23 protein-coding genes and 6 pseudogenes are annotated in these 26907 nt (G+C 71.5%); 8 read left to right on the top strand and 21 right to left on the bottom strand.

Annotation, left to right across the window (positions count from 1 at the left end; translation table 11 throughout):
• Positions 1–14: 14 nt before the first annotated feature.
• The 6 genes and pseudogenes from EAO75_RS10495 to EAO75_RS10470 form a co-directional block, all read right to left on the bottom strand.
• Positions 15–680, bottom strand: a complete 666-nt coding sequence (locus EAO75_RS10495) for a response regulator (RefSeq protein WP_147994796.1) — start codon at positions 678–680, stop codon at positions 15–17.
• A complete protein-coding gene (locus tag EAO75_RS10490) occupies positions 677–2014 on the bottom strand; it encodes a sensor histidine kinase (protein WP_410092224.1) in 1338 nt (445 codons plus the stop codon). Before EAO75_RS10490 ends, EAO75_RS10495 begins: the two co-directional genes overlap by 4 nt.
• 340 nt (positions 2015–2354) lie before the next feature.
• Positions 2355–3029, bottom strand: a complete 675-nt coding sequence (locus EAO75_RS10485) for a response regulator (protein WP_147994795.1) — start codon at positions 3027–3029, stop codon at positions 2355–2357.
• Entirely contained in the window at positions 3026–4411 is a 1386-nt protein-coding gene (locus EAO75_RS10480; RefSeq protein WP_261989234.1) for a sensor histidine kinase, read from the bottom strand. The genes EAO75_RS10485 and EAO75_RS10480 overlap by 4 nt, the downstream gene beginning before the upstream one ends.
• A 145-nt stretch (positions 4412–4556) precedes the next feature.
• Complete coding sequence (locus EAO75_RS10475) at positions 4557–5789, bottom strand: acyltransferase family protein (RefSeq protein ID WP_147994793.1); 1233 nt, start codon at positions 5787–5789, stop codon at positions 4557–4559.
• Positions 5782–6156 (bottom strand): annotated as a pseudogene (locus tag EAO75_RS10470) (alpha/beta hydrolase); the annotation flags it as partial. The gene EAO75_RS10475 and the pseudogene EAO75_RS10470, both read right to left, overlap by 8 nt.
• Between EAO75_RS10470 and EAO75_RS10465 the strand changes: the two are divergent.
• Positions 6152–6652 (top strand): annotated as a pseudogene (locus EAO75_RS10465) (alpha/beta hydrolase); the annotation flags it as partial. The pseudogenes EAO75_RS10470 and EAO75_RS10465 overlap by 5 nt on opposite strands.
• Here the strand turns inward: EAO75_RS10465 and EAO75_RS10460 are convergent.
• Together EAO75_RS10460 and EAO75_RS10455 are read right to left on the bottom strand one after the other, a co-directional pair.
• Complete coding sequence (locus EAO75_RS10460) at positions 6547–6822, bottom strand: hypothetical protein (RefSeq protein ID WP_147994792.1); 276 nt, start codon at positions 6820–6822, stop codon at positions 6547–6549. The pseudogene EAO75_RS10465 and the gene EAO75_RS10460 sit on opposite strands and share 106 nt — an antisense overlap.
• 219 nt (positions 6823–7041) lie before the next feature.
• Positions 7042–8037, bottom strand: a complete 996-nt coding sequence (locus EAO75_RS10455) for an alpha/beta hydrolase (RefSeq protein WP_147994791.1) — start codon at positions 8035–8037, stop codon at positions 7042–7044.
• 209 nt (positions 8038–8246) lie between these two features.
• Here EAO75_RS10455 and EAO75_RS10450 point away from each other — a divergent pair, with 209 nt between their 5' ends.
• Positions 8247–8849 carry a TetR/AcrR family transcriptional regulator gene (locus EAO75_RS10450; RefSeq protein ID WP_147994790.1) on the top strand — a complete coding sequence of 201 codons (603 nt, stop codon included), beginning with the start codon at positions 8247–8249 and terminating at the stop codon, positions 8847–8849.
• A 12-nt stretch (positions 8850–8861) separates the two neighbouring features.
• On the opposite strand, the gene kynU is transcribed toward EAO75_RS10450, so the two are convergent.
• The 7 genes and pseudogenes from kynU to EAO75_RS10415 form a co-directional block, all read right to left on the bottom strand.
• On the bottom strand, positions 8862–10103 hold the full coding sequence (gene kynU / locus EAO75_RS10445) for a kynureninase (RefSeq protein WP_147994789.1): 1242 nt from the start codon (positions 10101–10103) through the stop codon (positions 8862–8864).
• The gene (locus EAO75_RS10440; RefSeq protein ID WP_147994788.1) at positions 10096–10968 is read right to left on the bottom strand and encodes a tryptophan 2,3-dioxygenase family protein; all 873 of its coding nucleotides are present in this window, start codon (positions 10966–10968) and stop codon (positions 10096–10098) included. The genes kynU and EAO75_RS10440 overlap by 8 nt, the downstream gene beginning before the upstream one ends.
• A 157-nt stretch (positions 10969–11125) precedes the next feature.
• Positions 11126–11500, bottom strand: a complete 375-nt coding sequence (locus tag EAO75_RS10435; RefSeq protein WP_147995229.1) for a DUF3151 domain-containing protein — start codon at positions 11498–11500, stop codon at positions 11126–11128.
• A gap of 197 nt (positions 11501–11697) precedes the next feature.
• Complete coding sequence (locus tag EAO75_RS10430; protein ID WP_147994787.1) at positions 11698–13179, bottom strand: MFS transporter; 1482 nt, start codon at positions 13177–13179, stop codon at positions 11698–11700.
• A gap of 83 nt (positions 13180–13262) precedes the next feature.
• Positions 13263–14285 (bottom strand): class II fructose-bisphosphate aldolase, encoded by a 1023-nt coding sequence (gene fbaA, locus EAO75_RS10425; RefSeq protein WP_147994786.1) that lies wholly within the window; start codon positions 14283–14285, stop codon positions 13263–13265.
• Positions 14286–14457: 172 nt separating this feature from the next.
• Complete coding sequence (gene pyrE, locus EAO75_RS10420) at positions 14458–15006, bottom strand: orotate phosphoribosyltransferase (protein WP_147994785.1); 549 nt, start codon at positions 15004–15006, stop codon at positions 14458–14460.
• Positions 15007–15016: 10 nt separating this feature from the next.
• Positions 15017–15577 (bottom strand): annotated as a pseudogene (locus tag EAO75_RS10415) (aldose 1-epimerase); the annotation flags it as partial.
• Here EAO75_RS10415 and EAO75_RS48215 point away from each other — a divergent pair.
• Together EAO75_RS48215 and EAO75_RS10405 are read left to right on the top strand one after the other, a co-directional pair.
• Positions 15560–15673, top strand: a pseudogene (locus EAO75_RS48215) (orotate phosphoribosyltransferase); the annotation flags it as partial. The pseudogenes EAO75_RS10415 and EAO75_RS48215 sit on opposite strands and share 18 nt — an antisense overlap.
• A 63-nt stretch (positions 15674–15736) precedes the next feature.
• A pseudogene (locus tag EAO75_RS10405) lies at positions 15737–15886 on the top strand (orotate phosphoribosyltransferase); the annotation flags it as partial.
• Between the two features lie 10 nt (positions 15887–15896).
• Here EAO75_RS10405 and EAO75_RS10400 read toward each other — a convergent pair.
• The 3 genes from EAO75_RS10400 to EAO75_RS10390 all read right to left on the bottom strand — a co-directional run bounded on the left by EAO75_RS10400 (position 15897) and on the right by EAO75_RS10390 (position 19194).
• The gene (locus tag EAO75_RS10400; protein ID WP_147994784.1) at positions 15897–16796 is read right to left on the bottom strand and encodes an SRPBCC domain-containing protein; all 900 of its coding nucleotides are present in this window, start codon (positions 16794–16796) and stop codon (positions 15897–15899) included.
• Between the two features lie 101 nt (positions 16797–16897).
• Positions 16898–18535, bottom strand: coding sequence for a polyamine aminopropyltransferase (locus EAO75_RS10395; protein WP_147994783.1), 1638 nt, complete (start codon positions 18533–18535; stop codon positions 16898–16900).
• A gap of 101 nt (positions 18536–18636) precedes the next feature.
• Positions 18637–19194, bottom strand: coding sequence for a DUF2617 family protein (locus tag EAO75_RS10390; protein ID WP_147994782.1), 558 nt, complete (start codon positions 19192–19194; stop codon positions 18637–18639).
• A gap of 757 nt (positions 19195–19951) precedes the next feature.
• Between EAO75_RS10390 and EAO75_RS10380 the strand changes: the two genes are divergently transcribed.
• A complete protein-coding gene (locus tag EAO75_RS10380) occupies positions 19952–21136 on the top strand; it encodes a pyridoxal phosphate-dependent aminotransferase (protein ID WP_147994780.1) in 1185 nt (394 codons plus the stop codon).
• 87 nt (positions 21137–21223) lie between these two features.
• On the opposite strand, the gene EAO75_RS10375 is transcribed toward EAO75_RS10380, so the two are convergent.
• A complete protein-coding gene (locus EAO75_RS10375) occupies positions 21224–21751 on the bottom strand; it encodes a YbjN domain-containing protein (protein WP_147994779.1) in 528 nt (175 codons plus the stop codon).
• 135 nt (positions 21752–21886) lie between these two features.
• Here EAO75_RS10375 and EAO75_RS10370 point away from each other — a divergent pair, with 135 nt between their 5' ends.
• A complete protein-coding gene (locus EAO75_RS10370; RefSeq protein WP_147994778.1) occupies positions 21887–22381 on the top strand; it encodes a hypothetical protein in 495 nt (164 codons plus the stop codon).
• 57 nt (positions 22382–22438) lie between these two features.
• Here the strand turns inward: EAO75_RS10370 and clpB are convergent, their stop codons facing one another.
• Positions 22439–25048: an ATP-dependent chaperone ClpB gene (gene clpB, locus EAO75_RS10365; protein WP_147994777.1), complete on the bottom strand. Its 2610-nt coding sequence runs from the start codon at positions 25046–25048 to the stop codon at positions 22439–22441.
• 120 nt (positions 25049–25168) lie between these two features.
• Here clpB and EAO75_RS10360 point away from each other — a divergent pair, with 120 nt between their 5' ends.
• On the top strand, positions 25169–25582 hold the full coding sequence (locus EAO75_RS10360; protein ID WP_147994776.1) for a pyridoxamine 5'-phosphate oxidase family protein: 414 nt from the start codon (positions 25169–25171) through the stop codon (positions 25580–25582).
• A gap of 151 nt (positions 25583–25733) precedes the next feature.
• On the opposite strand, the gene EAO75_RS10355 is transcribed toward EAO75_RS10360, so the two are convergent.
• The gene (locus EAO75_RS10355) at positions 25734–26069 is read right to left on the bottom strand and encodes a hypothetical protein (protein WP_147994775.1); all 336 of its coding nucleotides are present in this window, start codon (positions 26067–26069) and stop codon (positions 25734–25736) included.
• Positions 26070–26376: 307 nt separating this feature from the next.
• On the opposite strand from EAO75_RS10355, the pseudogene EAO75_RS10350 reads away from it, so the two are divergent.
• Positions 26377–26907, top strand: a pseudogene (locus EAO75_RS10350) (helix-turn-helix transcriptional regulator); the annotation flags it as partial.

The raw sequence follows: 26907 nt of genomic DNA, 5'->3' as shown, positions 1-26907 counted from the left end.
GTAGGCCCGGCTCCTCAGCCGGGCGTGACCAGCCGCGCCTCGTAGGCGAACACCGCCGCCTGCGTACGGTCGCGCAGCCCCAGCTTCACCAGGATCCGGCTGACATGGGTCTTGATCGTCGACTCGGCGACCACCAGCCGCTCGGCGATCTCCGAGTTCGACAGGCCCTGGGCGATCAGCACCAGCACCTCCGTCTCCCGCTCGGTCAGATCCCCGTACGCCGCGTGCGCCGACGGCATCAGGCGCGGGGAGTCGGACATCTTCGAGAACTCCGTGATCAGCCGCCTGGTGATCGAGGGGGCGAGCAGCGCCTCGCCGGCCGCCACCACCCGCACGCCGTCCGCGAGCTGGCGTGCCGAGGCGTCCTTCAGCAGGAAGCCGGAGGCTCCCGCGCGCAGCGCCTGGTACACGTACTCGTCGAGGTCGAAGGTGGTCAGCACCAGCACCTTGGCGGCGCCGTCCGCCGCGACGATCTCGCGGGTCGCCTCGATGCCGTTCAGCTCGGGCATGCGGATGTCCATCAGCACGACGTCCGGCGTGAGCTCACGGACCCGGTCCACCGCTTCGCGCCCGTTGACCGCCTCGCCGACGACCTCGATGTCCGGCATCGCGTTCAGCAGGACCGAGAAGCCCTCGCGCACCATCATCTGATCGTCCGCGATCAGCACGCGGATGGTCATGAGCCGTCCTCTGTGGTCGCCGTGACCGGCAGGAACACCGTCACCTCGTAGCCGCCTTCGTCCGTCGCGCCCGCCGTCATCTCACCGTTCAGCATCGAGACACGCTCCCGCATACCCGTGATGCCGTGCCCGGCGCCGGGCGAGGGCTTGACCAGGGCCGGCGCGGGCGGCGGGCCGTTGACTATGCGCACGCCGAGGCCGCCGAGGACGTACGCGATCTCCACTCTGGCGCTCGCGCCGGGCGCGTGCCGCAAGGTGTTGCTGAGCGCCTCCTGCACGATCCGGTACGCCGACAGCTCCACGCCCTGCGGGAGTGCGCGCACCGCTCCGGTCACCGTCTTGTCGACGCTCAGGCCCGTGTCCCGCACGTTCGCCAGCAGCCCCTCCAGATCGGTGAGGGTGGGCTGCGGGGTGTCCGGGGCCTCGTAGTCCTCGGCGCGGACGACGCCCAGGACGCGGCGCAGTTCGGTGAGCGCCGCCACCGCGTTCTCCCGGATGGTGGCGAAGGCTCGCTCCAGCTCCGGCGGCGGGTTCTCCACCCGGTAGGGGGCGGCCTCCGCCTGGATGGCGACGACCGACATGTGGTGGGCCACCACGTCGTGCAGCTCGCGGGCGATGTTCGTGCGCTCCTCCAGGAGCGTCCGCCGGGAACGCTCGTGCTCGGTCACCGTCTGCTGGGCCGTCACCTCCTGGCGGGCCTCCTTGCGGGTGTGCCAGACGGCGACGACGAGCAGAATCAGCGCGGACAGCACGAGCATGGGTCCGCTGTTCGTGCCGTAGTAGCCCGGCCCGAACAGGAAGTCCGCCACGAAGGCGTACGCCGCGGTGACGGCCCACATGTACGCGGCCGTGCGCGGCCTGGTCCGTATGGCCACGACCGTCAGCACGGTCAGATGGCAGGCGAAGGCCGCGGGCAGCCACGGCCAGCCGTCCCATGAGCTGCCGAAGACCTGGCTGACCGGCGTGGCCGCCAGGGACAGCCAGAACGCTCCGACCGGCCGGAGCATGGTCAGCAGGATCGGGATCACGGCGAGCGGGCCGAGGATCAGGCCCGCGCCGCCGGTGTCGACGATCGCCATGAGCAGCGTGAGCAGGGCGATCCCGGCGATCAGGGCGTGCGGTGTCCAAGCTGCGGAATCGCGCAGGCGGCCCGGCAGCCGCCGGGTCACGGGGCCGTCCACACCCATCCGCGGCAGCGGGCGATAGGCGAAGGCGTCTTCGAACAGGTCGTGCCGCAGCCCCCGCAGGGCGCCCGCGGCCAGCCGGTACTCCGGGCTGTGCTGCTTGGCCGCGTCCCCCGTCGGCGGGGTCGGCATCTGAGTCGTCTCGGTCACGTACAGAAAGGTAGGCGCCAAGGGGCGCAGCGGTCGTCCCCAGTGAGAGGGGTTCCTGCAGGTCCATCTCAGGTACTACAGGCATCACCGCTGCGCCCCTTGGCGCCTACCTTTCTGTACGTGACCGAGACGACTCAGATGCCGACCCCGCCGACGGGGGACGCGGCCAAGCAGCACAGCCCGGAGTACCGGCTGGCCGCGGGCGCCCTGCGGGGGCCTGCGGGGGCGGCGAGGGCGGGCGCGAGACTTCACGCTCAGAGTGGGCCGCCGGGTGGGGTGGGCGCGCGCCCAGAGACGCGGAGTGGGCCGCAGGACGGGCGGCGCGCAGGCCCGTGGTCGTTCAGTACCCGGTGGGCCGCACCAGGCCCGACTCGTACGCGAAGACCGCCGCCTGTGTGCGGTCCCGGAGGCCGAGTTTTACCAGGATGCGGCCTACGTGGGTCTTTACGGTCTGTTCGGCCACGACGAGGCGGTCGGCGATCTCCGCGTTCGACAGGCCTTGCGCGATCAGGGCGAGGACCTCCGTCTCGCGTTCGGTCAGGTCGCCGACGCGTTCCTTCAGGGGTGCGCGCGGCCGGCCGTCCATGCGGGAGAACTCGGCGATGAGACGGCGGGTGATGACGGGCGCGAGGAGGGCGTCGCCGGCCGCCACGACCCGTACCGCCTCGGCCAGCTGGTCGGCGGAGGCGTCCTTGAGGAGAAAGCCCGAGGCGCCCGCGCGCAGCGCCTCGTAGACGTACTCGTCGAGGTCGAACGTCGTCAGCACCAGCACCTTGATGTGCGGTGTCGCCGTGGTGATGCGGCGGGTGGCCTCGATGCCGCCGAGCTCCGGCATCCGGATGTCCATCAGGACGACGTCCGGGACGAGTTCGGCGACCTTCGCGAGCGCGTCCAGGCCGTCGACCGCCTGCCCGATCACGTCGATGTCGGGCTTGGTGTTGAGCAGCACGGAGAATCCCTGCCGGACCATCTGCTGGTCGTCGGCGATGACTACGCGGATGGGGCTGCTCGTCATGCGGTGCCGTCCTTGTCGGGGTGGTGAGAGTTCGAGTCGTGGGCGGTCGGGCCGTGGGCGGACGCCTTGGCGTTGGCGGCGTGCCCGGGGTCCTGCGGTACGTAGGACAGGCCCTCGACGCGCGGGTACGCCGGGAGGAACGCGCTCACCACGTAGCCGCCGTCCTTCGCGGGGTACGCCGACACGGCGCCGCCCAGCATCGCGCCCCGCTCCCGCATGCCGAGCAACCCGTGCCCCGCGCCCTGCGACGGCGGCGCGGGCCACTGCGGCGGTGAGTTGACGACCCGCAGGCTCACTCCGAACGGCTCGTAGGCGACGGAGACCTGGGCGATCGCGCCGGGGGCGTGGCGCAGCACGTTGCTGAGCGCCTCCTGCACGATCCGGTACGCCGAGAGCTCCACGCCGGGCGCCAGCGGGCGGCGTCGGCCGGTGATGTCGAGGTGCACGGTCAGGCCGACGCCGCGGATGTTGTCCACCAGCGCTTCCAGCCGGTCGAGGGTGGGTTGCGGCGCGTGCGGGGCGGCATTGGCGGTGGTGTCGGTGCCCGTCGGGTCGAGGGTGTTCGGGGCGTCGGGGTGCTCCGAGCGCAGGACTCCGAGGACACGGCGCAGTTCGGTCAGGGCCTCCAGGGCGTTCTGACGGATGCCTTCCAGGTTCTCCTTGAGCTCGTCGGACGGGTTCTCGACGAGGTGGGGGGCGACCTGCGCCTGGATGGAGATGACCGACATGTGGTGGGCGACCACGTCGTGCAGTTCGCGGGCGATACGGCTGCGCTCCTCCAGGACTGTGCGCTGGGCCCGCTCGGACGCGGTGAGGGTTTCCTGCTCGACGAGTTGGGTGCGGGCCTCTTTGCGGCCGCGCAGTGCGGTGCCGACGAGGACGGCCACCGCGAAGACGGCGACCGCGACCATGCCGGTGCCGGAGTAGCGCTGGGCGCCGATGACGCCCTGGAACAGGAAGGTGGCCAGGGCTGTCGCCGCGAGGGCCGCCACGGCGCTGCGGGTGCGGACGCGGAGGGCGAGGAGGAGCAGGATCGCGGCCTGGGCGATGACCGCGGGGGTGCTCCAGGGCCAGTTGGGGCCGGGGAGTGGGGTTTCCGCGAGATGGGGGCGGGCGACGAGGGCCGTGATGATCGTGGCCGACAGGTTGAGGGCCCAGGCTTCGGCGGGTCGCCACAGGGCGAGGACGAGGGTCAGGCCGAGGGCGAAGCCGGCGAGCAGGCCGTTGGCCGTGGTCAGGTCGTAGCTGGAGCTGAGTTCGTTGCCGCCGGCCAGGGCGACGCCGAGGGCGACCCAGGCGGTGAGGAGGATCGTCAGCCAGCGGAGCCAGGTTGTGCCGAAGGGTTTGCGCAGGCGGGTGGTGAAGGGTTGTTCGGTGGGCACGCGGCCTTCCGCCGCGTCTGGTTTCCCACCGGCACCACCGGTGCGGGCAGCGTCGTCGGGTGCGGGCGGCCCCGGTGGGGGCTGAACACCGTCGGCCTGCGCGCGTTGGGTGGTTGGGGCCTCCTCTTCGTTCACGTGGTCAACCCTAAGCATGGTTCTCGGCCTTCGTTTTGCGGCTCTCATGGGAACGGTGGGTGCGGATCACTCTTGACGCGTGACCCCTTGGGCGGCGTGGGCCCTGTTCGTAGGTGCGGAACGTCGCCCAGCAGACGGCCAGGGCCGCCGCGAACACGGGCAGCCACGCGATACGGGCCGCCACCCAGGTCAGGTTGTCGGGGGCGGTGTGCAGGCCGGGGAGGTGACCGGCCGTCAGGGCCGTGGCCGTGGTGGCCATCAGGGCCGTCTGGTGCCACAGGAAGATCGTCATCGCGGAGAGGTTGAGCAGCGCCACCGCCGCCCAGGCGAGCGGCCGGCGCATCGCGCGGCGCAGCGGCTCGCGCAGGAGCAGTGCCAGCCCGCACTGGGCCAGGCCGAAGGTGACGGCGGCCAGCGTCGGCGGGTTGAGGTTGGAGACACCGGCGCCGGGGACGCCGACCATGGACGCCGGATAACCCGCCCAGGCAATGAGCGCGGCCGTCACCGTCGCGCCGCTCGTCAGCAGGATCCAGCCCGCGCGCCGACGCTCCAACTCACCTCTGGTCCAGGCGGCGCCCAGCGTGAACGGCACCAGCCAGCCCGCCGCCAGGTTCACCCAGCCGAGCCAGTCGGGGCCGCCCAAACCGAAGCGGACGAGGTCCACATGGAGGACGACGGCCAGCGGCCAGAGGGGGTGGAGGCGCAGGAGGAGCGGTGTCACCGCCGTCAGCGCCGCGAACACCAGGAGGAACCACAAGGGGGACAGGGCCAGCTTGAGCAGGGTGTGGATCGTGTCCAGCTCCGTGCCCGAGAGGAGGAGCAGAACCGCCGCCACCGTCCACAGGGTGAGGACGGCCGCCACCGGTTTGAACAGGCGGGACAGCCGGGACCTCAGCCACTGCCCGTACGTGGTGCCCCGCTTGCGGGCCGAGGCGTAACCGCGGGTGGCCACATGGCCGCCGACCAGGAAGAACACGGCGAGGGTCTGGAACACCCAGGAGATCGGGGCCAGCCAGGGCATGTCGTGGAGCGGGCTCGCGGTGCGCAGGCCCGTCCCGTCGCCGTCCGCCACCAGCGCCGTCACCAGCCAGTGGCCGAGGACGACGCCGAGGATGGCGAAGGCCCGCAGGGCGTCGACGGCCCGGTCGCGCTCGGCGGGGGTGGCGGCATCCACCTGGGCGGCGCCCCGGCGTATGCCCTTCCATGCGACCGTCAGGCGCGCGGCCGTCGTCGACTCAGCCATGGGTCACCTCCGAGGTCTCGCCCAGGACGATGCGGGCCAGGTTCGCCAGGGACGTCGACCCCGGCCTGAAGTAGTCGCTGTGGCCGCCGTCGCCCGCCGCGAACACGCGGGCGCCGAAGGACGGGGAGATCGGGTCGGTGCCGAAGCCGACGGTCGTGCCGAGCAGGTCGAGCCTGATGTGCGGGACCTCCCCCACCCAGTCGTCGGTGCCGCGGGCCGCCCAGACGCGGGCCTGGGTGTCCAGGCCGGCGGCGGTGTCCACGCCGGTGCCGGGGCTGCCGACCAGGGCGAGGTCGTCGACGTCCAGGTCGGAGGCGGCGCGAGCGCAGACCACGGAGCCGTAGGAGTGGCAGAGGAGGGAGATACGGGGACGCCCTTCGCGCGCCCCGGTCGCCCCGGCCGCCCTCGCCCCCTTGTCGGTGGCGACGCTGGACGAGACGTACGCGGCCAACCGTGCCAACGCCGCCGAGGCGTCCCGCATGGCCGCGGCCCACGGCAACCGGGATCGTGCGGCCGCGGATCGCGCGATGGCCGACCCGTCCCGCCGGTTCCTCGCCTTCGACGGCCGCGGTCTCGGCCTCGCGACGGAGGTCTTCGGAGATCTGGCCCACGCCGACCGCATCGCGGTCCTGGTCCCGGGCTCCGACACCTCCCTCGACACCTACGACCGCTTCCGCGACACCGCTCGCGCTCTGCACGAACGACTCACCCGGGAAGCCCCGCAGGGCACGCGCACAGCCGTGGTGGCCTGGCTCGGCTATGAGACACCGGGCACGGTCAGCACCACGGTGGCGACGATGGGCAGAGCCGAAGACGCGGCCCCGAAGCTGCGGGAGTTCGTACGGCAGCTGCGGGCGCTCACGATCCACGAGCGGACCGGGGCGGCCGGGGCCGGGGCCGGGATCTCGGCGCGCGCGGCACCGGACAGGGGGACGACCACGGCGCCGGTGATCACGGTGGCGAGCAGCGCCCGGCGCCATCGGTGGGTGCGGTGGGTCTTCCTTCGCTCGCCCGACCCCGTCGTACGCCCCATGGTCGTCTTCCCTTCCAGTCCGCCCGGCCATCGGGCTTGTCTGAAGGGGAAGTTACGGATCAGAACTCGTCGTCCGCGTCATGCCAGGGAGCTCACCTGCGACGTAGCTCTCAGGTACTACGGGTATGACGGGTCACGCCTGCAGGGCGCCCAAGAGGACGCATTCCTGGCGGGGGGCCACCCTCCGAGAGGGCACTCCACGAGGGGCGACACGCCGCCTCACCACGCCAACTGCGCGATTTCCTCCACCACCACCGCACACGCGTCCGCCGCAGGATCGATCAGCGGGAAATGGCCGACGTCCTCCAGCAGCGTCAGACCGACCACCTCGCCCGCCTTCGCCGCCGCGTCAGCGTACGACTCGGCGACGGCCATCGGGACCACGATGTCCGTGCGGCCCTGGACGAGCGTCGTCGCGATGCCCGTCGGCAGCAGGAACGCCGGGTCGGCATAGGGCTGGCGCTCCGCGAACTCCACGCTCCCGCCCAGCAGTTGCCGCGCAGCGCCCCCGCACACGTCCAGCTTGTCGGCGACCGTGAAGTCGGCGATCGGGGCCAGGGCGACCACACCCCGCAAAGGCGCGGGCCGGTCGATGCGCCAGGGAGCGTCCGCCGGCAGGAGATGGCGGGCCGCCGCCCAGAGGGCCAGATGGCCGCCGGCGGAGTGGCCGGTGAGCACCGTCCGGCGCGCGTCGGCGTGCGGCAACGCCTCCCGCACCAGTGCCGGCAGCGCGTCCAGCGCGGCGGCGACATCGTCGAAGGTGTCCGGCCAACGCCCGGCGACCGCCGCCCCACCCCCGGCCGTACCCGCAGAACCTGCCGAACCCGCAGAACCGGCCGAAGCCGCGTCAGCGACTGCGCCACCGCCCGAGCCACCCGAACCGCCGGCCGCACCCACCGCGCCCGCGCCGTCGACCCCGCCCGCGGCCCCCCGCCGATACTCCACATTCGCCACCGCGAACCCACGGCGCGCCAGGAAGTCCGCGAACGGCGTGACATGCCGGCGGTCGTACGGCGTACGCCACGCCCCGCCGTGCAGGACGACGATCAGCGGGGCCGGTTCGCCCGGCGTGGTCTCGCCGCGGGGCGCGTAGAAGTCGATCACCTGGTCGGGGTGGTCGCCGTAGGAGGCAATGGCGTCGGGATCGACCGGCGGATGCGAGAAGGCCGACTCCTCCTCGGCGGCGTCCCGGGCAGCGGCGGCGTCGTCCGGCATGCTCCAACCTCTCAGCGATCAAACGGATTTGGACGAAAGCGGGGGTGGCGGACCAGGTGCGACTTCGGCCGTTGGCGGGACGGTACCAGGCCCGTCACGTGCACGGACACGCGCATGTCACGCTCGGTAAGGGTTAAACGGTACTGTTGTTTCGTTACGCTGGCACCGCGGATCACGCCGCAGCACGCACGTGCACCAAGGAGGCCGATATGTCCGCCGAACCCGGCACCGTCCGTCCCGGAGGGCGCACCGCGCGTGTCCGTACGGCCGTGCTGCGAGCCGCCGGAGACGTGCTGGCGGAGCAGGGTTTCGACGGCCTCGACCTCGCCGACGTCGCCCGCCGCGCGGAGGTCGGCAAGACGACCGTGTACCGGCGGTGGGGCTCGGTGACGGGGCTGGTGGCCGACCTGCTCGCCGACATGGCCGAGCAGTCGCTGCCGCGCGCGGAGACCGGCTCCGTGCTGGGTGACCTGCGGGCCAACGCGGAGCTGGTGCGGCGGACGCTGGCCGACCCCCGGCAGGGCGCGCTGTTCCGTGCCGTCATCGCCGCCGCGACCTGCGACGAACGTACGGCGCAGGCGCTGCGGCGCTTCTACGAGGTGCGGGTGGCGGAGTGGGCGCCCTGCGTGGAACAGGGCGTCGCCCGGGGGGAGTTGCCCGTCGGTACGGACCCGGAGGCGGTCGTACGGGCGGTGTCGGCGCCCCTCTACTACCAGTTGCTGACGACCGGGGAGGTCCCCGACGCCCCCGCCGCGGAGCGCGCCGCGCGGGCCGCGCACGCGGCTGCCGTGGCGGGGGTGTACGCCGGCTAGGACCGACCGGGGTCAGCGCAGCAGCACCTCGGCCAGCACCCGGGCCGCCCGCTCCACGTCCGCGAACCCGACGTACAGCGGCGTGAAACCGAACCGCAGCACGTCCGGGTGGCGGAAGTCGCCAACCACCCCGCGCTCGATGAGCCGCTTCATCACGTCCCCGGCATCCGCGGAGCGCAGCGCCACCTGGCTGCCGCGCTCCGCGTGGGGCGCCGGAGTCACCGACTCCACACGGTCCTTCGGCACATACGCCGCGACGCACTCCAGGAAGAAGTCCGTCAACGCGAGCGACTTGGCCCGTACCGCCTCGATCGACACGCCGTCCCAGACCTCCATGGCCGCCTCCAGGGCGAGCATGGAGAGGATGTCGGGCGTGCCGACGCGGCCGCGCAGAGCGCCGGAGGCCGGTTCGAAGTCGGGCCGCATGCCGAAGGGCTCGGTGTGCGAGTTCCAGCCGGGCAGCGGGGAGTCGAAACGGTCCTGGAGGTCCCGGCGCACATAGAGGTACGCCGGTGAACCCGGGCCGCCGTTCAGGTACTTGTAGGTGCAGCCGACGGCCAGGTCCACCCCGTGCTCGTCGAGCCCGACCGGCAGGGCGCCCGCGCTGTGGCACAGGTCCCAGACGGCCACCGCGCCCGCCGCGTGCACGGCGGCGGTCAGGGACGGCAGGTCGTGCAGCCGGCCCGTGCGGTAGTCGACGTGGTTGAGGAGGACGGCGGCGGTACGGCCGGACAGTGCGGCCGGCACCTCCGCGGGCGTCACGGGCCGTAGCGTACGACCGGTCATCCGGGCCGCGGACTCGGCGATGTAGCCGTCCGTGGGGAAGGTCGTCGCGTCGACGAGGATCTCGTCCCGGCCGGTACCCGCGGAACCGGTGGAACCGGCGGAACCGGCGGAACCGGTGGACTCCGCTATCCGCACTGCGGCCACAAGTGCCTTGAAAACATTGACACTTGTCGAGTCGCCGACCACGATCTGGCCCGGCGCAGCACCGACCAGCGGAGCGATACGGTCGCCGATCCGCTCCGGCGCGGTCCACCAGCCGCTCTCGTCCCAGGAGCGGATGCGCATCCGGCCCCACTGCCGCAGTACGACGTCCTCGACCCGTCCCGGCACGTTCGCCGGCAGGGCGCCCAGTGAGTTGCCGTCGAGGTAGACGATCTCGTCCAGCACGAACTCGGCGCGCTTGCCCGCGAGTTCGTCGGTCGCGTCCAGCTTCTCGGCCTTCGCGGCCAGTTCGGCGAACTCAGACATGGGACCTCGCCGTCCACAGCTCCGGGAACACGTTCTTCTGCGCGCGCTTCTCCAGCCAGGCCACGCCGGCCGAACCGCCCGTGCCAGCCTTGGCGCCCATCGCGCGGCGGGTGGCGACCAGGTGGTCGTTGCGCCAGCGCCACACCAGTTCGGCGACGTCGGTGAGCGCCTCGCCCAGGCGGGCGAGCTCGGAGTTCTGGTCGCCGGCGTAGATCGCCGTCCAGGCCGCCTCGACCGCCGGGGAGGGCTCGTACTTCCGGGACACGTCCCGCTTCAGCACGGCCTGCGGGATCGCGCAGCCGTGCCGGGCGAGGAAGCGCAGCACCTCGTCGTAGAGGCTCGGCTCGTGCAGCGCCTTCTCCAGTTCCGCGTGCACGCGCGGGGCGCCGCGGTGCGGGACCAGCATGGACGCGGACTTCTCGGCGAGCAGGAACTCCATCCGCCGGTACATCGCCGACTGGAAGCCGGAGCCCTCGCCGAGGGCGCTGCGGTAGGAGTTGAACTGGGCCGGGGTGAGCTGGCCGAGCGGCTTCCAGGAGGAGTTCAGGGCATCCAGTTCCCGTACGGAGCGCTTCAGGGCGTCGATCGCCACGGCCGGGCGGTCCTCGCGCAGGGCGCGTGCCGCGGTCTCCCACTCGTGGACGATGACCGTGAACCACAGCTCCATGACCTGGGTCGTGACCAGGAAGACCATCTCTCCGGGGTCGTCGGAGAGGGTGTGCTGGAGGTGGGTGAGCACATCCGCCTTGACGTAGTCCTCGTACGGCGTCGTGCCTGCGAAGTCGAGATTGGGGGTCTCGGGCTCCTGAGTCTCCGTCGACGTCTCCTCGGACGTCTCCACGGGCTTGTGAGCCTGCTGGGACATTGCTGTCTCCTGTGTAACTCCGGGTAGCGGTCCGCCCTGCCGTTATCGACAAAGGGGCCCCGGTCCCCACCCGGCATCCTCAGGTATCACCCCGGGTGGCGCAAGGCCCGCCTGGTCACATCGGCGGGCCTTACGGGACCGCGGTCGCCGGGAGCGACTAGCCCAGGGTCTGGGCGGCCGCCGGCGAGGAGTCCTTCAGGAACTGCGAGCAGCGCTCGTACTCCTCCTGCTCGCCGATCGCTCCGGCGGCGCGGGCGAGGGCGTGCAGGGCGCGCAGGAAGCCGCGGTTCGGCTCGTGCTCCCAGGGGACCGGGCCGTGGCCCTTCCAGCCGTTTCGGCGCAGGGCGTCCAGGCCGCGGTGGTAGCCCGTGCGGGCGTAGGCGTACGACTCCACGACGCTGCCGCGCTCGAAGGCGTCGTCGGCGAGCTGGGCCCAGGCCAGGGAGGAGGTGGGGTACTTCGCTGCGACGTCCGCGGGGGCGGTGCCGCCGGCGAGGAGCTCGCGCGGCTCGGGGTCGTCGGGGTCCCCCAGGGGCTCCGCCCCTTCGACCCCGCTGGGGCTGCCGCCCCAGACCCCGCTTCGGCCCCAAAGGGCCTCGTCCTCAAACTCCCCCAAGCTCTTCGAGCAGGGGGGACCCCCGGACGGGCTGGTGGGTGAGGGCCAGGGACGCCGGGACCTCGGCCTCACACGCCTTGACGAGCTGAGTTGTGCGGTCCGGGCCACCCGCGCTACCCCTCCCCCTCCCCCGACAACCGCGACCGACTCCGCACCCCCTCCAACGGCGGCGAATTGATCGACCCGTGGTGGAGGCACTCCGGTCGGAGGCAGTCCGGTGGCAGCGCCCGTACCGTCGCGAAGGCGATGGCCGCGCCCAGGACCAGGGCGCCGGCGCACCACACCATCGCCCGGTCGAACGACGTGTTGAAGGCGTCCGGCGAGCGGTACGCCTCCTCCCCCATGCCGGCGAGCAGCGGCAACGCGGCCACCGCGATCAGGCCCGCCGCTCGGGCCGCCGCATTGTTGATGCCGCTGGCCAGGCCCGCGCGGGCGACGTCGACCGAGGCGAGGACCGTGGCGGTGAGGGGGGCCACGATGGTGACCAGGCCGATGCCGAGGACGAGCACGGCGGGGAGCACGTCGGCGACGTACGAGGCGTCCTCGCCGACCCGCAGCATCAGCAGCATGCCGACCGCGCAGACCAGGGGCCCGACGGTGAGCGGGATGCGTGGGCCGATCCGGGCGGCGAGCGCGCCGGAGCGGGCGGAGAGCAGCAGCATCAGGAGGGTCGTCGGGAGCAGGGCCGTACCGGCGCCCAGGGCCGAGTAGCCGGAGACGACCTGGAGCTGGAGGGCGGCGAGGAAGAAGAAGCCGCCGAGGGCCGCGTACACACAGAGGGTGACGATGTTGACGGCGGTGAACTGACGGGACGCGAAGATGCCGAGCGGCATCATCGGATCGGGCCGGCGCTTCTCGACGACCACGAAGGCGACGCCCGCTGCCACGCCGGCGACCGCGGACACGGCGACGACCACCGAGCCGTCCTGGGCCTCGATCAGCGCGTACGTCACGAGGGCCAGGGACAGGGCGCCGAGGGCCGCGCCGAGCACGTCGAAGCTCCCGTGTTTGCCGCCGTCCCCGGACTCCGGGACGTGCCGTACGGCGATCGGCGCGCACGCCAGCGCCAGCGGGACGTTGAGCAGGAACACCCACCGCCAGCCGGGCCCGTCCACCAGCCAGCCGCCGAGGAAGGGGCCCACCGCCGCGCCGACGCCCCCGAAGCCCGACCACAGGCCGACCGCCCGCGCCCGGTCGTCGGGATGGAAGGACGCCTGGATCAGGGCCAGGGAACCGGGCGTGAGCAGGGCCCCGCCGACGCCCTGCAGCGCTCGCGCGGCGATGAGTACCCCGGCGTTCGGGGCGATCCCGCACAGCAGTGAGGCCACGGCGAACCACACGACGCCGATGACGAAGACCTTGCGCCGCCCGTACCGGTCCCCCAGCGAGCCGCCGAGCAGAATCAGCCCGGCCAGCGTCAGCATGTACGCGTTGATCGTCCACTGGAGCGCGGCGAGGTCGGCGTCGAGGTCCTCGCCGATGCGGGGGAGGGCGACATTGACGACGGTCGAGTCCAGCATGGCCATGCTGGAGCCGAGGACTGTGGTGAGCAGGATCCATTTGCCCTGCGGTGAGGCCAGCCGGACGTCGGGCATGTCCTCAGGTATACAGCGAGCCCGGCGCCGTAGACAGGCGCCGGGCTCGGAAGATCCCGGGAAACCCCGGGAAACCCAGGGAACTACTTGATCCTCGTACCCGAGGAACGCAGGTTGGCGCAGGCCTCCGTCACGCGCGCGGCCATGGACGCCTCGGCGAGCTTGCCCCAGGTGCGCGGGTCGTAGGTCTTCTTGGAGCCGACCTCGCCGTCGACCTTCAGGACGCCGTCGTAGTTCTGGAACATGTGGGCCGCCACCGGACGCGTGAAGGCGTACTGCGTGTCGGTGTCGATGTTCATCTTGACGACGCCGTTGTCCAGCGCGGTCGCGATCTCCTGCTCGGTGGAGCCGGAGCCGCCGTGGAAGACGAAGTCGAAGGGGGACGCCTTGCCGTACTTGGCGGCGACGCCCTCGTTCAGCTCCTTCAGCAGCTCGGGGCGCAGCACGACGTTGCCCGGCTTGTACACGCCGTGGACGTTGCCGAAGGACGCGGCCAGCAGGTAGCGGCCCTTCTCACCGAGGCCGAGCGCCTCGGCCGTACGGATCGCGTCGTCGACGGTCGTGTACAGCGAGTCGTTGATCTCGTGCGTGACGCCGTCCTCCTCGCCGCCAGTCGGGGTGATCTCGACCTCAAGGATGATCTTCGCGGCGCGGGCGCGCTCCAGCAGTTCCTGGGCGATGGAGAGGTTGTCGGCGAGGGTCTCGGCCGAGCCGTCCCACATGTGCGACTGGAACAGCGGGTTCTCACCGCGCGCGACGCGCTCCTCGGACACGGCGAGCAGCGGGCGTACGTACCCGTCGAGCTTGTCCTTCGGGCAGTGGTCGGTGTGCAGGGCGACGGTGATGTCGTACTTCTTGGCGACGATGTGCGCGAACTCGGCCAGGGCGACGGAGCCCGTGACCATGTCCTTGCTGTGCTGGCCGCCGAGGAACTCCGCACCACCCGTGGAGATCTGGATGATGCCGTCGCTCTCCGCCTCCGCGAAGCCGCGCAGGGCCGCGTGCAGGGTCTGGGAGGAGGTCACGTTGATGGCCGGGTAGGCGAACTTGCCTGCCTTCGCCCGGTCGAGCATCTCGTTGTAGACCTCGGGGGTTGCGATGGGCATCTGTCCGCTCCTTGGAGTGTGCGGGTTGACGTACTGCGTACGGCGTTTTTCTTACGGCCCTGACCTAGACCTTGGGGGGTGTGACGTCATCGTCGGCCCCATCTTTCCAGACGAACCGGGATGCTCCGAGCGCCTGTCACCAGCCGAGACGGAAGCCCCTCGGGAGCCGGCGTCAGTCCAGAGCGAGTTCGTCCTTGGAGTACGCGAAGAGGTACGGCACTCCCGCGCCCTCCTGGATCTTCTCGGCGGCCCCGGTGGCCCGGTCCACGATCGTCGCGACGGCGACGACCTCGGCGCCGGCCTCGCGCACGGCCTCGACGGCGGTGAGCGGGGAGCCGCCGGTGGTGGAGGTGTCCTCGACGACGAGCACACGGCGGCCGGCGATGTCCGGTCCCTCGACCCGGCGCTGCAGCCCGTGCGCCTTGGCGGCCTTGCGCACCACGAAGGCGTCGAGGCGCTTGCCGCGGGCGGCGGCCGCGTGCAGCATCGCGGCGGCGACCGGGTCGGCGCCCATGGTCAGCCCGCCCACTGCGTCGAACTCCAGGTCGGCCGTCAGGTCGAGCAGCACCTGCCCGACGAGCGGAGCGGCCTGCCCGTCGAGAGTGATGCGCCGAAGATCGACGTAGTAGTCGGCTTCCAGACCCGACGACAGGGTCACCTTGCCGTGCACCACGGCCTTGTCCTTGATCTGCTGCAGCAGCTCGCCACGTACGTCAGTCATGCCGCCCAGCTTAGAGGCGCCGCCAGCTCCAGACGGTCGTGGCCTCCAGCGGCTCCAGGGGCGTGACCAGGCGGGGCAGGGTGTTCAGACCGTTGGGCGGCCCGGTCTGCGGCTCGACGCACACGGCGGCCTCCTGCTCGTCGTACACGACGACCCACTCCTCGCGGCTGGCCACCTTCAGCTCCAGCTGCCCCGGCCAGGTGAGGGTGACGTCGACACCTCCGGGCATGCCGAAGCAGTCGTCCCAGGGGCCGGGTTTCGGCTCGATCCGGTTGCCGGTGGGCAGGTGATCGTCCCCGCGCTCCTCCTGCCAGGCGGGGGTGAAGTCGAGCCGGGCGTCCTGCGCGCCCTCGCCGCCGAGGTTCCGGTTGAACCAGGGATGCCAGCCGATCTGCGCCGGGAACGAGTCCTCGTACGTCTCGACCGCCATGGTCAGGCTGAGGCTGTCCGGGGTGAGCGCGACGACATGGGTGACCCTGGCGGCATAGGGCCACGGCTCGACCAGGTCGTACGTGATGACGGCCTCGTCGTCGGTGACCCGGGCGACGTTCCAGGCGCCGTCGCGACGATCGTGGACCGGGCCACCGGGGCCGCCGAGAAGATCCAGGAGGGCGCGGGAGTGCCGTACCTCTTCGCGTACTCCAAGGACGAACTCGCTCTGGACTGACGCCGGCTCCCGAGGGGCTTCCGTCTCGGCTGGTGACAGGCGCTCGGAGCATCCCGGTTCGGCATGACTGACGTACGTGGCGAGCTGCTGCAGCAGATCAAGGACAAGGCCGTGGTGCACGGCAAGGTGACCCTGTCGTCGGGTCTGGAAGCCGACTACTACGTCGATCTTCGGCGCATCACTCTCGACGGGCAGGCCGCTCCGCTCGTCGGGGCGGGGTCGCTCAGCGGCGTCGACGCAGCATCCGCCCCACCACGAACGCCGAGGCCAGCACCAGCACCGCTGCCGGAGCGGCCCACCGCAGGGTGGAATGCGGCGCCACGGTCTGCGGCGCCGGAACAGGCGCGTACCGGCCGCGCGGCGGCGCGTGGTCCACTTCCTCCGCGCTGCGACCGATCATCGTCCGCCGGGCGTGCGCCGCCTCCGCGACGTGCGGCTCCTCGTCGCCTTCGTCGTCCTCGTCGGCTTCGTCGTCCTCGTCGTCCTGGGCCCGGGGATCCAGCGACGGCGGCGGCACCTCGCTCTCGAAGACGGACGCGGGCTCCGCCCCGACCTCCGGCGCCGCGGCATCATCCGCGTCCGGCGTCGTCTCGAAGTCACTGGTCACCCGGGTCTCGAACTCCCCGGGCGCCAACGCCTCCTCGACGGCCTCGACGGACGCCTCGGCCTCCGGCTCGGGCTCCGGCTCGGACCGCTCTTCCCCGGCCACCACTCCCAGCTGCCCGCCGAACCGGTTCAGCAGCCGGGTGACGGCCGACCCCACCGCCTCCGCCGAGAACTCCGTGACCCGCCCGTCCGCCGATGCGCTCCCCTCGAACCGCATCGTGGACCCGCCGTCGGCCTCCTCCACCCGCAGGGTGAGCGCCAGCTTCACGGACCCGCTCCCGCGCGCCTCGGTCGCGTCGCCCTCGACGGCATAGGAACCGTCGTCCCGGGCGGAGATCCGCACGGCGCCCCGATAGGTGATGGTGTGGCCGCCGACGCGCACCTTCAGCCGCCCGGTCACCGGCTCGGCCCCGGCGTCCTGCTGGAGCCCGGGGACCGCCCGGGCGACCCGCACGGGATCGGCCAGCACCTCCCTGAGCCGCTCCGCCGGAACCGGAACGAACACCTCATGCTCCATGCCGATCGAGCCTACCCAGCATGGCGTGAACCGCACCCACACATCCCGGGATTCTCACCGGACACCCGCCCGCCGGGCGTATCCTCCCCGGCCCCCGCCGCTCAGTACCGCGGATGCACCAACGTGGAAGCCCCCAACCCCCACACCCGCGTCCCCTCCGCGGCCCGCGCGTCGGCCGTCAGCCCCGTCTGGGTCAGCGTCTGAAGCCGTGGCGCCCCCGCGCCGAGCCGCAGCGCCGGCGGCTCCTGTCGTCCCGCGAGGATGAACCCCCAGTCGTGCGGTGCCCGCGCCGGTCCCGTCGAGCGGTCGGGGCCCGCCGTGAAGCCGGAGTCACGGCCCCTGACGCGGTAGGGCGCGGTGCGCAGGCCCGCCGTGTGCAGGGTCGTGTCGACCGTCCAGAAGACGCGGGGGCGGATGGAGACCGGCCCGGCGTGCACCGCGAGACGGCCGTGCGGTGTCAGGGCGCGGCGGGCGAGGGCGTAGAACTCCTGGGAGTAGAGCTTCGTACTGGCGGTGATGCCGGGGTCGGGCAGGTCCGAGATGACCACGTCGTAGGTCGAGGGCGGCGCCGCCCGCAGCCAGCGGAAGGCGTCGTCCGTCATGGCGTGGACGCGGGGGTCGTCGTACACATGGCCGTTGAGCCGGGACAGCGGAGGGTCCTCGCGCGCCAACCGCACCACACCGGCGTCGAGTTCGACGACGTCGACCCGGTGCACCCCGGGATGGCGCAGCACTTCGCGCGCCGCCAGTCCGTCACCGCCGCCGAGGATGAGCACGCGCGTGTGCTCGCCGCTCATCGCGGGGTGGACCAGCGCCTCGTGGTAGCGGCGGGCGTCACGGCCGCTGACCCGCAGGCGTCCGTCGAGGAAGAGGTCGAGCGGACGGCCCTGCGTGCCGCCAGTGATGACGACCTCCTGGATGTCCGTCTGGACGGCCACGCGTACGTCCCGCCCGTACACCGCGTGCCGTGCCGCCCGTTCGAAGTCGTCGACGAGTACGGCGGCGGAGGCGAGGACGCCGAGCACGGTGACGTTGGCGATCACCAGCAGCCAGCGGGCGCGGCGGCTGAGGTCCCGGCGGAACAGGCCGAGGACGAGCGCGCCGCCCACCACGGCGTTGACGGCGCCGGTGATCAGGGCGGCGGTCAACTGGCCCAGCAGGGGCAGCAGGAGGAAGGGGAAGGCGAGCCCGCCGACCAGCGCGCCCACGTAGTCGGCGGCGAACAGGTCGGCCACCGCGCCGCCCGCGTCCTGGCGCCGGATGCGCTGGATCAGCTCCATCAGCAGCGGCACCTCGGCGCCGATGAGCAGGCCGATGGTGAGGGAGAAGGCGACGAGGAGGGCGCGCGGGCCGTTGGCCCACATCCCGCCCCAGTCGCCGGTCCAGGCGAAGACGGCGTACAGCCCCAGCGCGCTGGACCCGCCGACCAGGGCGAGTACGGCCTCGATGGCGCCGAAGCCGGCCGCGGCGTGCGGGCGCAGGCGTTTGGCGGCCAGGGATCCGATACCCATCGCGAACACCATGACGGACAGCACGACGGAGGCCTGGGTGACCGAGTCGCCGATCAAGTACGAGGCGAGGGCGACGAGTTCGAGTTCGTACACGAGTCCGCAGGCGGCGCAGACGAAGACGCCCGCGAGGACCAGGAACCGCCCGGTGCCCGGCCGGACCGGAAGCCGCGCGGGACCGGGCCAGGGCGACCTGGTGCCGGGCGGGGCGGGGGCGTGCGGCTCGATCACGCTGCCGACGGTACGTTACGGCTGCCGCACGCTACGTCACCCACACGTGTGGAACTGACCGTCATTTCCGTACCCGGTGGTTTATGCGGCCCCCGCTGTCCTCAGACTCCGGACGGGCTGAATTCACCGGCCCTGTGCCGGGCGGTGGCCGCCGGCACCCTCACCCCCACCCTCGTCCGCGTCGCCACCAACTGCCCGTCCTGTGGGTACGCGTGCCAGGTGCGCCAGTGGACCTGCCCCTCGTGATGCTGGGCCAGCATCGCGGTGAACGCGTGCGGGCTGCCGGGGAAGACACCGGCGAGGCCGTGCGGATGGTCCGCGACCAGGGCCAGCAACTCCTGGGCGCGGCCCGTGAACTGACCCGGCGACAGGATCTCCACCCGGGCCGCGAACTCGTACTCCCAGTCGCCCGCCCGCTTGGCCACGCCGAGCGGCAGGGGTGTGCTGCTGCCGGGCATACAGGCCACCGTCTCGGAACAGATGCCCCGCTCCTCCTCCAACAGCACCTGGTGGGACGCGCCGAGCAGTCTCAACTGAAGCTTCGCACCGGTCAGTTCGAGGTCGAGTGCGGCCAGCGCGGGCAGCGGCTCGCGCCCCAGGGCCCAGGCCAGGTCGGCCGCGCGCGTGTCGGTGTAGGCGGTGTTCAGGGTCGTGAGCATGGGTCGGCTCCGCTACGCGAGCAAGGGGAGGTGTGGGTCTCCGGCGCACCCGGGCCGACACCCGGAGATCGGCCCGGTCAGCCCAGTCGGCCGGTCAGAAGGGGTGTCCGCGGGACGTCCGAGGGGCTGCGTTGGTGAAATTCACTGAATCATGAACTAGGGCTCAACCACAGGGTTTTTACCCAAGTTCGTAGGGTTTCCATCCCTCAGAGGGCTTATCAGCTCAACTGTTCAACTCCGGCGTACGCCGACGGGACGGGGCGTGCGCCGGTGCGCGGCCGAACACACGAAAGCGGGGCCGGTCCCAGACACCGGCCCCGCTCGGCGCGGATGCGGTTCCCCCTGCTCGGGGAGCTCAGCTGCCCCGTGTCAGCTGCCTCCGCCACCGCATCCGCCACCGCCACCTCCGCAGGACGACCCGCCTCCGCAGGACGAGCCGCCTCCGCAGGAGGAGCTGGAGCCACCCCCGCAGGACGATCCACTTCCACTGCTTCCGCCGCCGGCCCACCAGCTGCCGCTGCGCGAGCGCCTCCGACGGCTGCTGCCACCGCGGGTGGCGGACTTGACGATCACCACAAGGACCACTGCGACCAGCACCACGATGAAACCTGTAACCATGGCGTCAGCCTCCTTCCGTTCCCCCGAAGCGGCCCTGGGCGTCCCCCCGTGGGCGCCACCGCTCGGTGCGTGGCAGTCAGATTCCCGCCCTTCTCGCGGCCCAAAGCAGAGTTGAGGAACTCCAGAGCTTGGGCGCAGGATGGCCGGCATGACCTCCACCACGCGCCCGCTGCTCAACCGCCGGCTCGCCGAGTTCGGGACGACGATCTTCGCCGAGATGTCCGCGCTGGCCCTGAGCACGGGGTCCATCAACCTGGGGCAGGGCTTCCCCGACACCGACGGCCCCGAGGAGGTCCGCGAGGCGGCCGTGCGGGCGCTGCGGGACGGGCGCGGCAACCAGTACCCGCCGGGCCCCGGCGTCCCGGAGCTGCGCACGGCGATCGCCGCGCACCAGCAGCGGCGCTACGGGCTGTCGTACGACCCCGACACCGAGGTCCTGGTCACCGCCGGCGCCACGGAGGCCATCGCCGCCGCCCTGCTCGCCCTCCTGGAACCCGGCGACGAGGTCATCGCCTTCGAGCCGTACTACGACTCCTACGCGGCCTGCATCGCCATGGCGGGCGGTACGCGCGTGCCGGTCACCCTGCGCCCGCACGAGGGACGCTTCCGGCTCGACCTGGACGAGCTGCGCGCCGCCGTCACCGACCGCACCCGGCTGCTGCTGATCAACACCCCGCACAACCCCACCGGCACCGTCCTCACCCGGGCGGAGCTGACGGCGATCGCCGAGCTGGCCGTCGAGCGGGACCTGCTCGTGGTGACCGACGAGGTGTACGAGCACCTGGTCTTCGACGACGCCGAGCACCTGCCGCTGGCGACCTTCCCGGGCATGCGCGAGCGGACGGTGACGATCGGGTCGGCCGGCAAGAGCTTCTCCTTCACTGGCTGGAAGGTCGGCTGGGTGACCTCGGCGCCCGGCCTGGTCACAGCCGTACGCTCGGCGAAGCAGTTCCTGACGTACGTCTCGTCGGGGCCGTTCCAGTACGCGGTCGCCGAGGCGCTCGCCCTGCCCGACAGCTATTTCACGGCCTTCCGCGAGGACATGCTGGCCAAGCGGGACCTGCTGGCGACGGGACTGACGGAGGCCGGTTTCGAGGTGTTCCGGCCCGCCGGCACCTACTTCATCACCACCGACATCCGCCCCCTCGGCGAGACGGACGGCTTCGCCTTCTGCCGCGCGCTGCCGGAGCGTGCCGGGGTGGTCGCCATCCCCAACGCGGTCTTCTACGACCACCGGGAGGCGGGGGCGCCCTTCGTGCGGTTCGCGTTCTGCAAGCGGACGGAGGTGCTGGAGGAGGCGGCCAAGCGACTGCGGGCGCTGTGAGCGGCGCAAACGGCGAAGCCCGGCCTCGACACTCGGCCCGTTACGGCCGGTGCCCTTGCCGGGCTCTGCCTCTGCGCGTCTGCGGGACTACTCCTCGCCGTCCTCCGGCTCCTCCGCGTCGTTGACCTCCTGCTCAAGGCCGAGCTGCTCGACGAGCCACTTGTCGAACTCGATGGCGGCCCGCACCCAGCTGACCGTCGACGAGACGAAGTGCTCCAGGCTCACGCCCGTGCCGATCAGCATCTGTGCTTCGCCGATCAGGCGGACGGTGCCGTCGTCGTGCGTGTGGCTGTAGACCTTGGGCCACAGGGTCCGGCGGTTCCAGTCGTCGATCGACTCCAGAAGCTCGGGCTTCTCGTCGATCTTGTGGGGCCGGTCGTAGAACGTCCGCACCGAGAAGACCTGCTGGTCATCCTCGCCGCGGAACATGAAGTACGTACGGAACTGCTCCCACGGCGCCGCGAGGTCACCCTCGTCGTCGACGACGTACTTCAGCTCCATCTGGTCGAGGAGCTGCTTCACGAGGTCCTGATCCGGGACTACGGGGCCGGGCGGGGGCCCGGGCTGCGGCTGCTGGCCCCCGAAGTTCGGAATCGAGGACGGGTCGATGCTCACCGTGATTTTCCCTTCGTACGGATTACGCCATCCTCCCTCATCCGGGGAGGGGGGTGGCAACCCCGGACCGGGCCTGTCAGCCCTCGGCTGACATGATCTGGCCTGTCGTGACGGTCCCGTACGGAGGGTGGGGGCATGTCCGGAAAACAGGGCGGGGAGCGGGCGCCGCGCGGGCATACCAGATGGTGGCTGTTCGCCGCGCTCATGGCCGTGCCGGCGCTGGCCCTGGCGGGCTTCGTGGTCATGGTGGCGGTGTGGGTGCTGGCGGACGACGACCTGACCCGCTCCGGGCCCGAGAAGGTCCCCTGCGCCGACGCCCTGCGCTTCGGCGGGGCCGCGCTGCCGGACGGCGCCAAGACCGTCGGGGCGTGCGAGGTGCAGGGGTTCCAGGACATCCATTACCGCGCGACCTTCCGGATGCCGCGCGCCGACGTGCCGGACTGGCTCACGCGGACCTATCCGGACGCCCCGGCGCCCGAGACGCAGTTCTGCACCGAGGACGCCGATCTCTGTCTCGATCTGGATGACCCGGGCGACCATCCCGGCGCGGGCGCCCACGCGGTGCAGGTGCTGGTGGACTACGAGGATGCCGACACCGCACTCGTGCGCTTCGCCGCGTTCACCATGTGAGCACGTGGCGACGGCCCGCCCCGGATGCGGGGCGGGCCGTCGTGCCACTGCCTGCGGCTAGAGCGTCTTCCCGGTGGCCGGCCCCACGATCAGGCCGTCGCCGAACGCGTCCACCCGGACCGTGTCGCCGTCCTTGACCTCGCCGGCCAGGATCTCCTTGGCGAGGCGGTCGCCGATGGCGGTCTGGACGAGGCGGCGCAGGGGGCGCGCGCCGTAGGCCGGGTCGTTGCCCTCGTCGGCGAGCCAGGCCAGGGCCGCGTCGGCGACCTCCAGGGTGAGGCGCCGCTCGGCGAGCCGCTTGGCGAGGCGGTCGATCTGGAGCCGCGCGATCCGGCTCAGCTCGTCCTTGTTCAGGGCCGAGAAGACGACCAGGTCGTCGAGGCGGTTGAGGAACTCCGGCTTGAAGGAGGTCCGGACCACCTCCAGGACCTGTTCCTTCTTCTCCGCCTCGCTGGTGACCGGGTCCACCAGGAACTGGCTGCCGAGGTTCGACGTCAGCACCAGGATCGCGTTGCGGAAGTCGACCGTACGGCCCTGGCCGTCCGTCAGCCGCCCGTCGTCCAGCACCTGGAGCAGGATGTCGAAGACCTCGGGGTGCGCCTTCTCCACCTCGTCGAGCAGGACGACGCTGTACGGCCTCCTGCGCACGGCCTCCGTCAGCTGGCCGCCCTCCTCGTAGCCGACGTACCCGGGAGGGGCGCCGACCAGGCGGGCCACGGTGTGCTTCTCGCCGTACTCCGACATGTCGATGCGGACCATCGCGCGCTCGTCGTCGAAGAGGAAGTCGGCGAGCGCCTTGGCGAGCTCGGTCTTGCCGACGCCGGTCGGGCCGAGGAAGAGGAAGGAGCCGGTGGGCCGGTCGGGGTCGGCGATACCCGCGCGGGTGCGGCGTACGGCGTCGGACACCGCCTGTACGGCCTCCTGCTGGCCGATCAGGCGCCTGCCGAGCTCGTCCTCCATGCGCAGCAGCTTCTGCGTCTCGCCCTCCAGGAGACGCCCGGCCGGGATGCCGGTCCAGGCCGCGACGACGTCGGCGATGTCGTCGGAGCCGACCTCGTCCTTGACCATCGTGTCCTTGGCGGCCTCCTCCTCGGCCTCGGAAGCGGCCTCCAGCTCCTTCTCCAGGCCGGGGATCTCGCCGTACAGCAGCTTGGAGGCGGAGTCGAAGTCGCCGTCGCGCTGGGCGCGTTCGGCCTGGCCGCGCACGTCGTCGAGCCGTTCCTTCAGCTCACCGACGCGGTTGAGGGACTGCTTCTCCTTCTCCCAGCGGGCGGTCAGGCCGCGCAGCTCCTCCTCCTTGTCGGCGAGGTCGCGGCGCAGCTTGTCCAGGCGGTCGCGGGAGGCCGGGTCGGTCTCCTTGTCGAGGGCCAGCTCCTCCATCTTGAGCCGGTCCACGACGCGCTGGAGTTCGTCGATCTCCACGGGGGACGAGTCGATCTCCATACGGAGGCGGGAGGCGGCCTCGTCGACGAGGTCGATGGCCTTGTCCGGCAGGAAGCGGGAGGTGATGTACCGGTCGGAGAGGGTCGCGGCGGCCACCAGCGCGGCGTCCGCGATCTGCACCTTGTGGTGGGCCTCGTAGCGTCCCTTGAGTCCGCGCAGGATCGCGATGGTGTCCTCGACGGTCGGCTCGGCGACCAGCACCTGCTGGAAGCGCCGCTCCAGGGCGGGGTCCTTCTCGATCCGCTCGCGGTACTCGTCGAGCGTGGTGGCGCCGACCATGCGCAGCTCACCGCGGGCGAGCATGGGCTTGAGCATGTTGCCGGCGTCCATGGCGGAGTCACCGCCTGCCCCGGCCCCGACCACGGTGTGCAGCTCGTCGATGAAGGTGATGATCTGCCCGTCGGAGTCCTTGATCTCCGCGAGCACGGTCTTCAGCCGCTCCTCGAACTCGCCGCGGTACTTGGCTCCGGCGACCATGGCACCGAGGTCGAGCGCGACGAGCCGCTTGTCCTTGAGGGACTCGGGCACGTCACCCTTGACGATCCGCTGGGCGAGCCCTTCGACGACGGCGGTCTTGCCGACGCCGGGCTCGCCGATGAGGACGGGGTTGTTCTTGGTGCGGCGGGAGAGCACCTGCACCACGCGCCGGATTTCCTGGTCCCGCCCGATGACGGGGTCGAGCTTGCCCTCGCGGGCCGCGGCCGTGAAGTCGGTCCCGAACTTCTCCAGCGCCTTGTACTGCCCCTCGGGGTCGGCGCTGGTCACCCGGCGCCCGCCGCGCGCCTTCTGGAAGGCGTCCAGCAGCTTTTTCGCACTGGCCCCCTGCTGGGTGAGCACGTCACCGGCCTGGCCGCCCTTGGCGGCGATGCCGATGAGGAGGTGCTCGGTGGAGAGGTACTCGTCCCCGAGCTCCTGGGCCCGCGCCTGGGCGTCCGCGATGACGGCGAGCAGCTCGCGGTTGGGCTGCGGAGGCGCCACGGTGGACCCGGTGACGCTGGGCAGTCCGGCGAGCACCTTCTCGGCGCCGGCCCGCACGGAGGCCTGGTCGGCGTCGACGGCCGCCAGCAGGTCGATGATGTTCGCGTTGTCCTGCCGCTGGCCCGGGCCCTGGAGCAGGGCCAGCAGCAGGTGGGCAGGGGTGAGGTCCGGGTGCCCCTCGGTCACGGCCCTGTTGCTGGCCGCGTTGATCGCGTCCCGGCTCCTGTTGGTCAGCTCTGCGTCCACGTGTCCGTTCTCCTCCTGGTGTCAGCGTCGCCCAGTACTGACTGAATCAGCGTACACAAAGTTGAGTCTATTCCGCTCAAGGTAGTGCCAAGAGGCATGGGACGGCTAGGTTCCAGGGCCATGGCGGCATACCCTCAGGATCCGGGCGCGCCGGACGCGCCGTACCTCACCTTCTGGCAGGAGAGGCACCTGTGCACTCTGACGACCCTGCGCCCGGACGGCACCCCGCACGTCGTACCCGTCGGAGTCACATACGACCCCGGGGCGCGGCTTGCTCGGGTGATCACGAACAAGTCGAGCACGAAGGTGGGCCACGTCCTGGCCGCCGGCCCGGACGGGGCGACCGTCGCGGTCTGCCAGGTGGACGGCGGACGGTGGGCCACGCTGGAGGGACGGGCGTACGTCCGGACGGAGCCGGAGCGGGTCGCGGAGGCGGTGCGACGGTACGCGGAGCGCTACGGCCGGATGCCGGCGCCGAATCCCCACCGGGTGGCGATCGAGATCGAGCTGACGCGGGCGATGGGGCGAGGGTGACCGGATCCGGCCGTTCCGGCAGCGACCGGATGAACAGGCGGATACGGGGAAATGTCCCCGCAAAACTGCAGCGGCGTCACCGTGTTCAGGTCACGGTGACGCCGCTGCGGGGGGAAGCACCTGAGCGATCTGTTACGACGGGGGAATCGCGTCAGGCACTGCGGGGGGTGGCTGAGATGGTCCTTGGGGCCGGGGCCTCCGGCTCCACCAGTCGGTGGTCGCGCTGATCGAGATTGACGAAGATCATTCCGTACCGGATGGCACACCGCACGGGCTGCGGCGCCCCCCGAGGCCGCCGCAGACATCGGTATGCCCGCACGTCCTCGTCGTCGTCCCGGGTGACGACGACCGGCTCTCCGAAGACAGTCACCATCAACGAGTCACCGGAGTGGGGGATCGCGGTGACCAGGTCGATGAAGTGCCAGCCGGAGCGGTAGGCGGTGGCCATTTCTCGGCGGAAGGAACGATCGTCGGGTGGGGTGGTCATGACGTCGCACCAGTCGGGTCCGCAGGTGCGGCCCCCCAGCCGGTGTCCTCCGCCACGACGACGACTCCGGTCGCCTCAGCAGCTCCCCAGCCCGTGTCCTTCAAGGTCGTACTGGCTGCTTGCGCCGTTCCCGCCCCAGCACCGAAGACCACGGCCGCAGAGAAGGCAACGGCAAGCGCCGCTCGAAGCATTCTCTTGAACATAGTCGGCTTCGTCCTCACTCAACGAGTTTTCTTCCCCCGTGCCACGACGACGATGGCTCATTCGGACACGTCAATGCCACAGGGGCGATGCATCATGTTCCTGCATGTTCAGGACCCTGGGGGGTGGAGATTTGCCTAACAATCACATAAAAGGGACACATCCCCATGCGATCACAAATCTCTGTGAGGAAGGGACGCAGCTTTATGCGACCGCGTTGAGCACCGGCCGCATCGCGCGGGCAGAGATCGCCGAAGCCCCCTGCCTGCTCGAGTTSGCRCTGCTGCACCCGGACCCTGATGACGAGAACTGGCTGCGGCCGGTTCCGCCCTCCGTCGTGCTCGCACAACGTCTTCACCCGCTGGAGCGCGAGATCCTCGACCGTCGGCGGATGTCCATCGATCTCACCGAATCCTTCGAGCCATTCATGGCGCTCAGCGCGCTCGCGCCGGCGCCCACCCACGCCATCACCGTGCTGGAGGGCTCCAACCGGATCAACGCGGCCCTCAACCTCGCGACCGGCGAGTGCCGCCACGAGGTGCTGACCGTGCAGCCGGGGGGCGCACGCAGCGAGCACATCCTGCGGCAGGCCCTGGAGCGGGACCGCCCGCTGATGGAGCGGGGCGTGCGGATGCGC

It is taken from the genome of Streptomyces sp. UW30, assembly GCF_008042075.1.
In the GTDB taxonomy this organism is placed as follows: Bacteria; Actinomycetota; Actinomycetes; order Streptomycetales; family Streptomycetaceae; genus Streptomyces.
Note: the sequence above shows the minus strand (reverse complement) of the source record. Positions and strands in the feature narration are given on the sequence as shown.

Coding starts and splice junctions, on each gene's coding strand:
- EAO75_RS10495 (WP_147994796.1), bottom strand. CDS start 680: ATGACCATCCGCGTGCTGATCGCGGACGATCAGATGATGGTGCGCGAG.
- EAO75_RS10485 (WP_147994795.1), bottom strand. CDS start 3,029: ATGACGAGCAGCCCCATCCGCGTAGTCATCGCCGACGACCAGCAGATG.
- EAO75_RS10475 (WP_147994793.1), bottom strand. CDS start 5,789: ATGGCTGAGTCGACGACGGCCGCGCGCCTGACGGTCGCATGGAAGGGC.
- EAO75_RS10460 (WP_147994792.1), bottom strand. CDS start 6,822: ATGGGGCGTACGACGGGGTCGGGCGAGCGAAGGAAGACCCACCGCACC.
- EAO75_RS10455 (WP_147994791.1), bottom strand. CDS start 8,037: ATGCCGGACGACGCCGCCGCTGCCCGGGACGCCGCCGAGGAGGAGTCG.
- EAO75_RS10450 (WP_147994790.1), top strand. CDS start 8,247: ATGTCCGCCGAACCCGGCACCGTCCGTCCCGGAGGGCGCACCGCGCGT.
- kynU (WP_147994789.1), bottom strand. CDS start 10,103: ATGTCTGAGTTCGCCGAACTGGCCGCGAAGGCCGAGAAGCTGGACGCG.
- EAO75_RS10440 (WP_147994788.1), bottom strand. CDS start 10,968: ATGTCCCAGCAGGCTCACAAGCCCGTGGAGACGTCCGAGGAGACGTCG.
- EAO75_RS10430 (WP_147994787.1), bottom strand. CDS start 13,179: ATGCCCGACGTCCGGCTGGCCTCACCGCAGGGCAAATGGATCCTGCTC.
- fbaA (WP_147994786.1), bottom strand. CDS start 14,285: ATGCCCATCGCAACCCCCGAGGTCTACAACGAGATGCTCGACCGGGCG.
- pyrE (WP_147994785.1), bottom strand. CDS start 15,006: ATGACTGACGTACGTGGCGAGCTGCTGCAGCAGATCAAGGACAAGGCC.
- EAO75_RS10400 (WP_147994784.1), bottom strand. CDS start 16,796: ATGGAGCATGAGGTGTTCGTTCCGGTTCCGGCGGAGCGGCTCAGGGAG.
- EAO75_RS10390 (WP_147994782.1), bottom strand. CDS start 19,194: ATGCTCACGACCCTGAACACCGCCTACACCGACACGCGCGCGGCCGAC.
- EAO75_RS10380 (WP_147994780.1), top strand. CDS start 19,952: ATGGCCGGCATGACCTCCACCACGCGCCCGCTGCTCAACCGCCGGCTC.
- EAO75_RS10370 (WP_147994778.1), top strand. CDS start 21,887: ATGTCCGGAAAACAGGGCGGGGAGCGGGCGCCGCGCGGGCATACCAGA.
- EAO75_RS10360 (WP_147994776.1), top strand. CDS start 25,169: ATGGCGGCATACCCTCAGGATCCGGGCGCGCCGGACGCGCCGTACCTC.
- EAO75_RS10355 (WP_147994775.1), bottom strand. CDS start 26,069: ATGACCACCCCACCCGACGATCGTTCCTTCCGCCGAGAAATGGCCACC.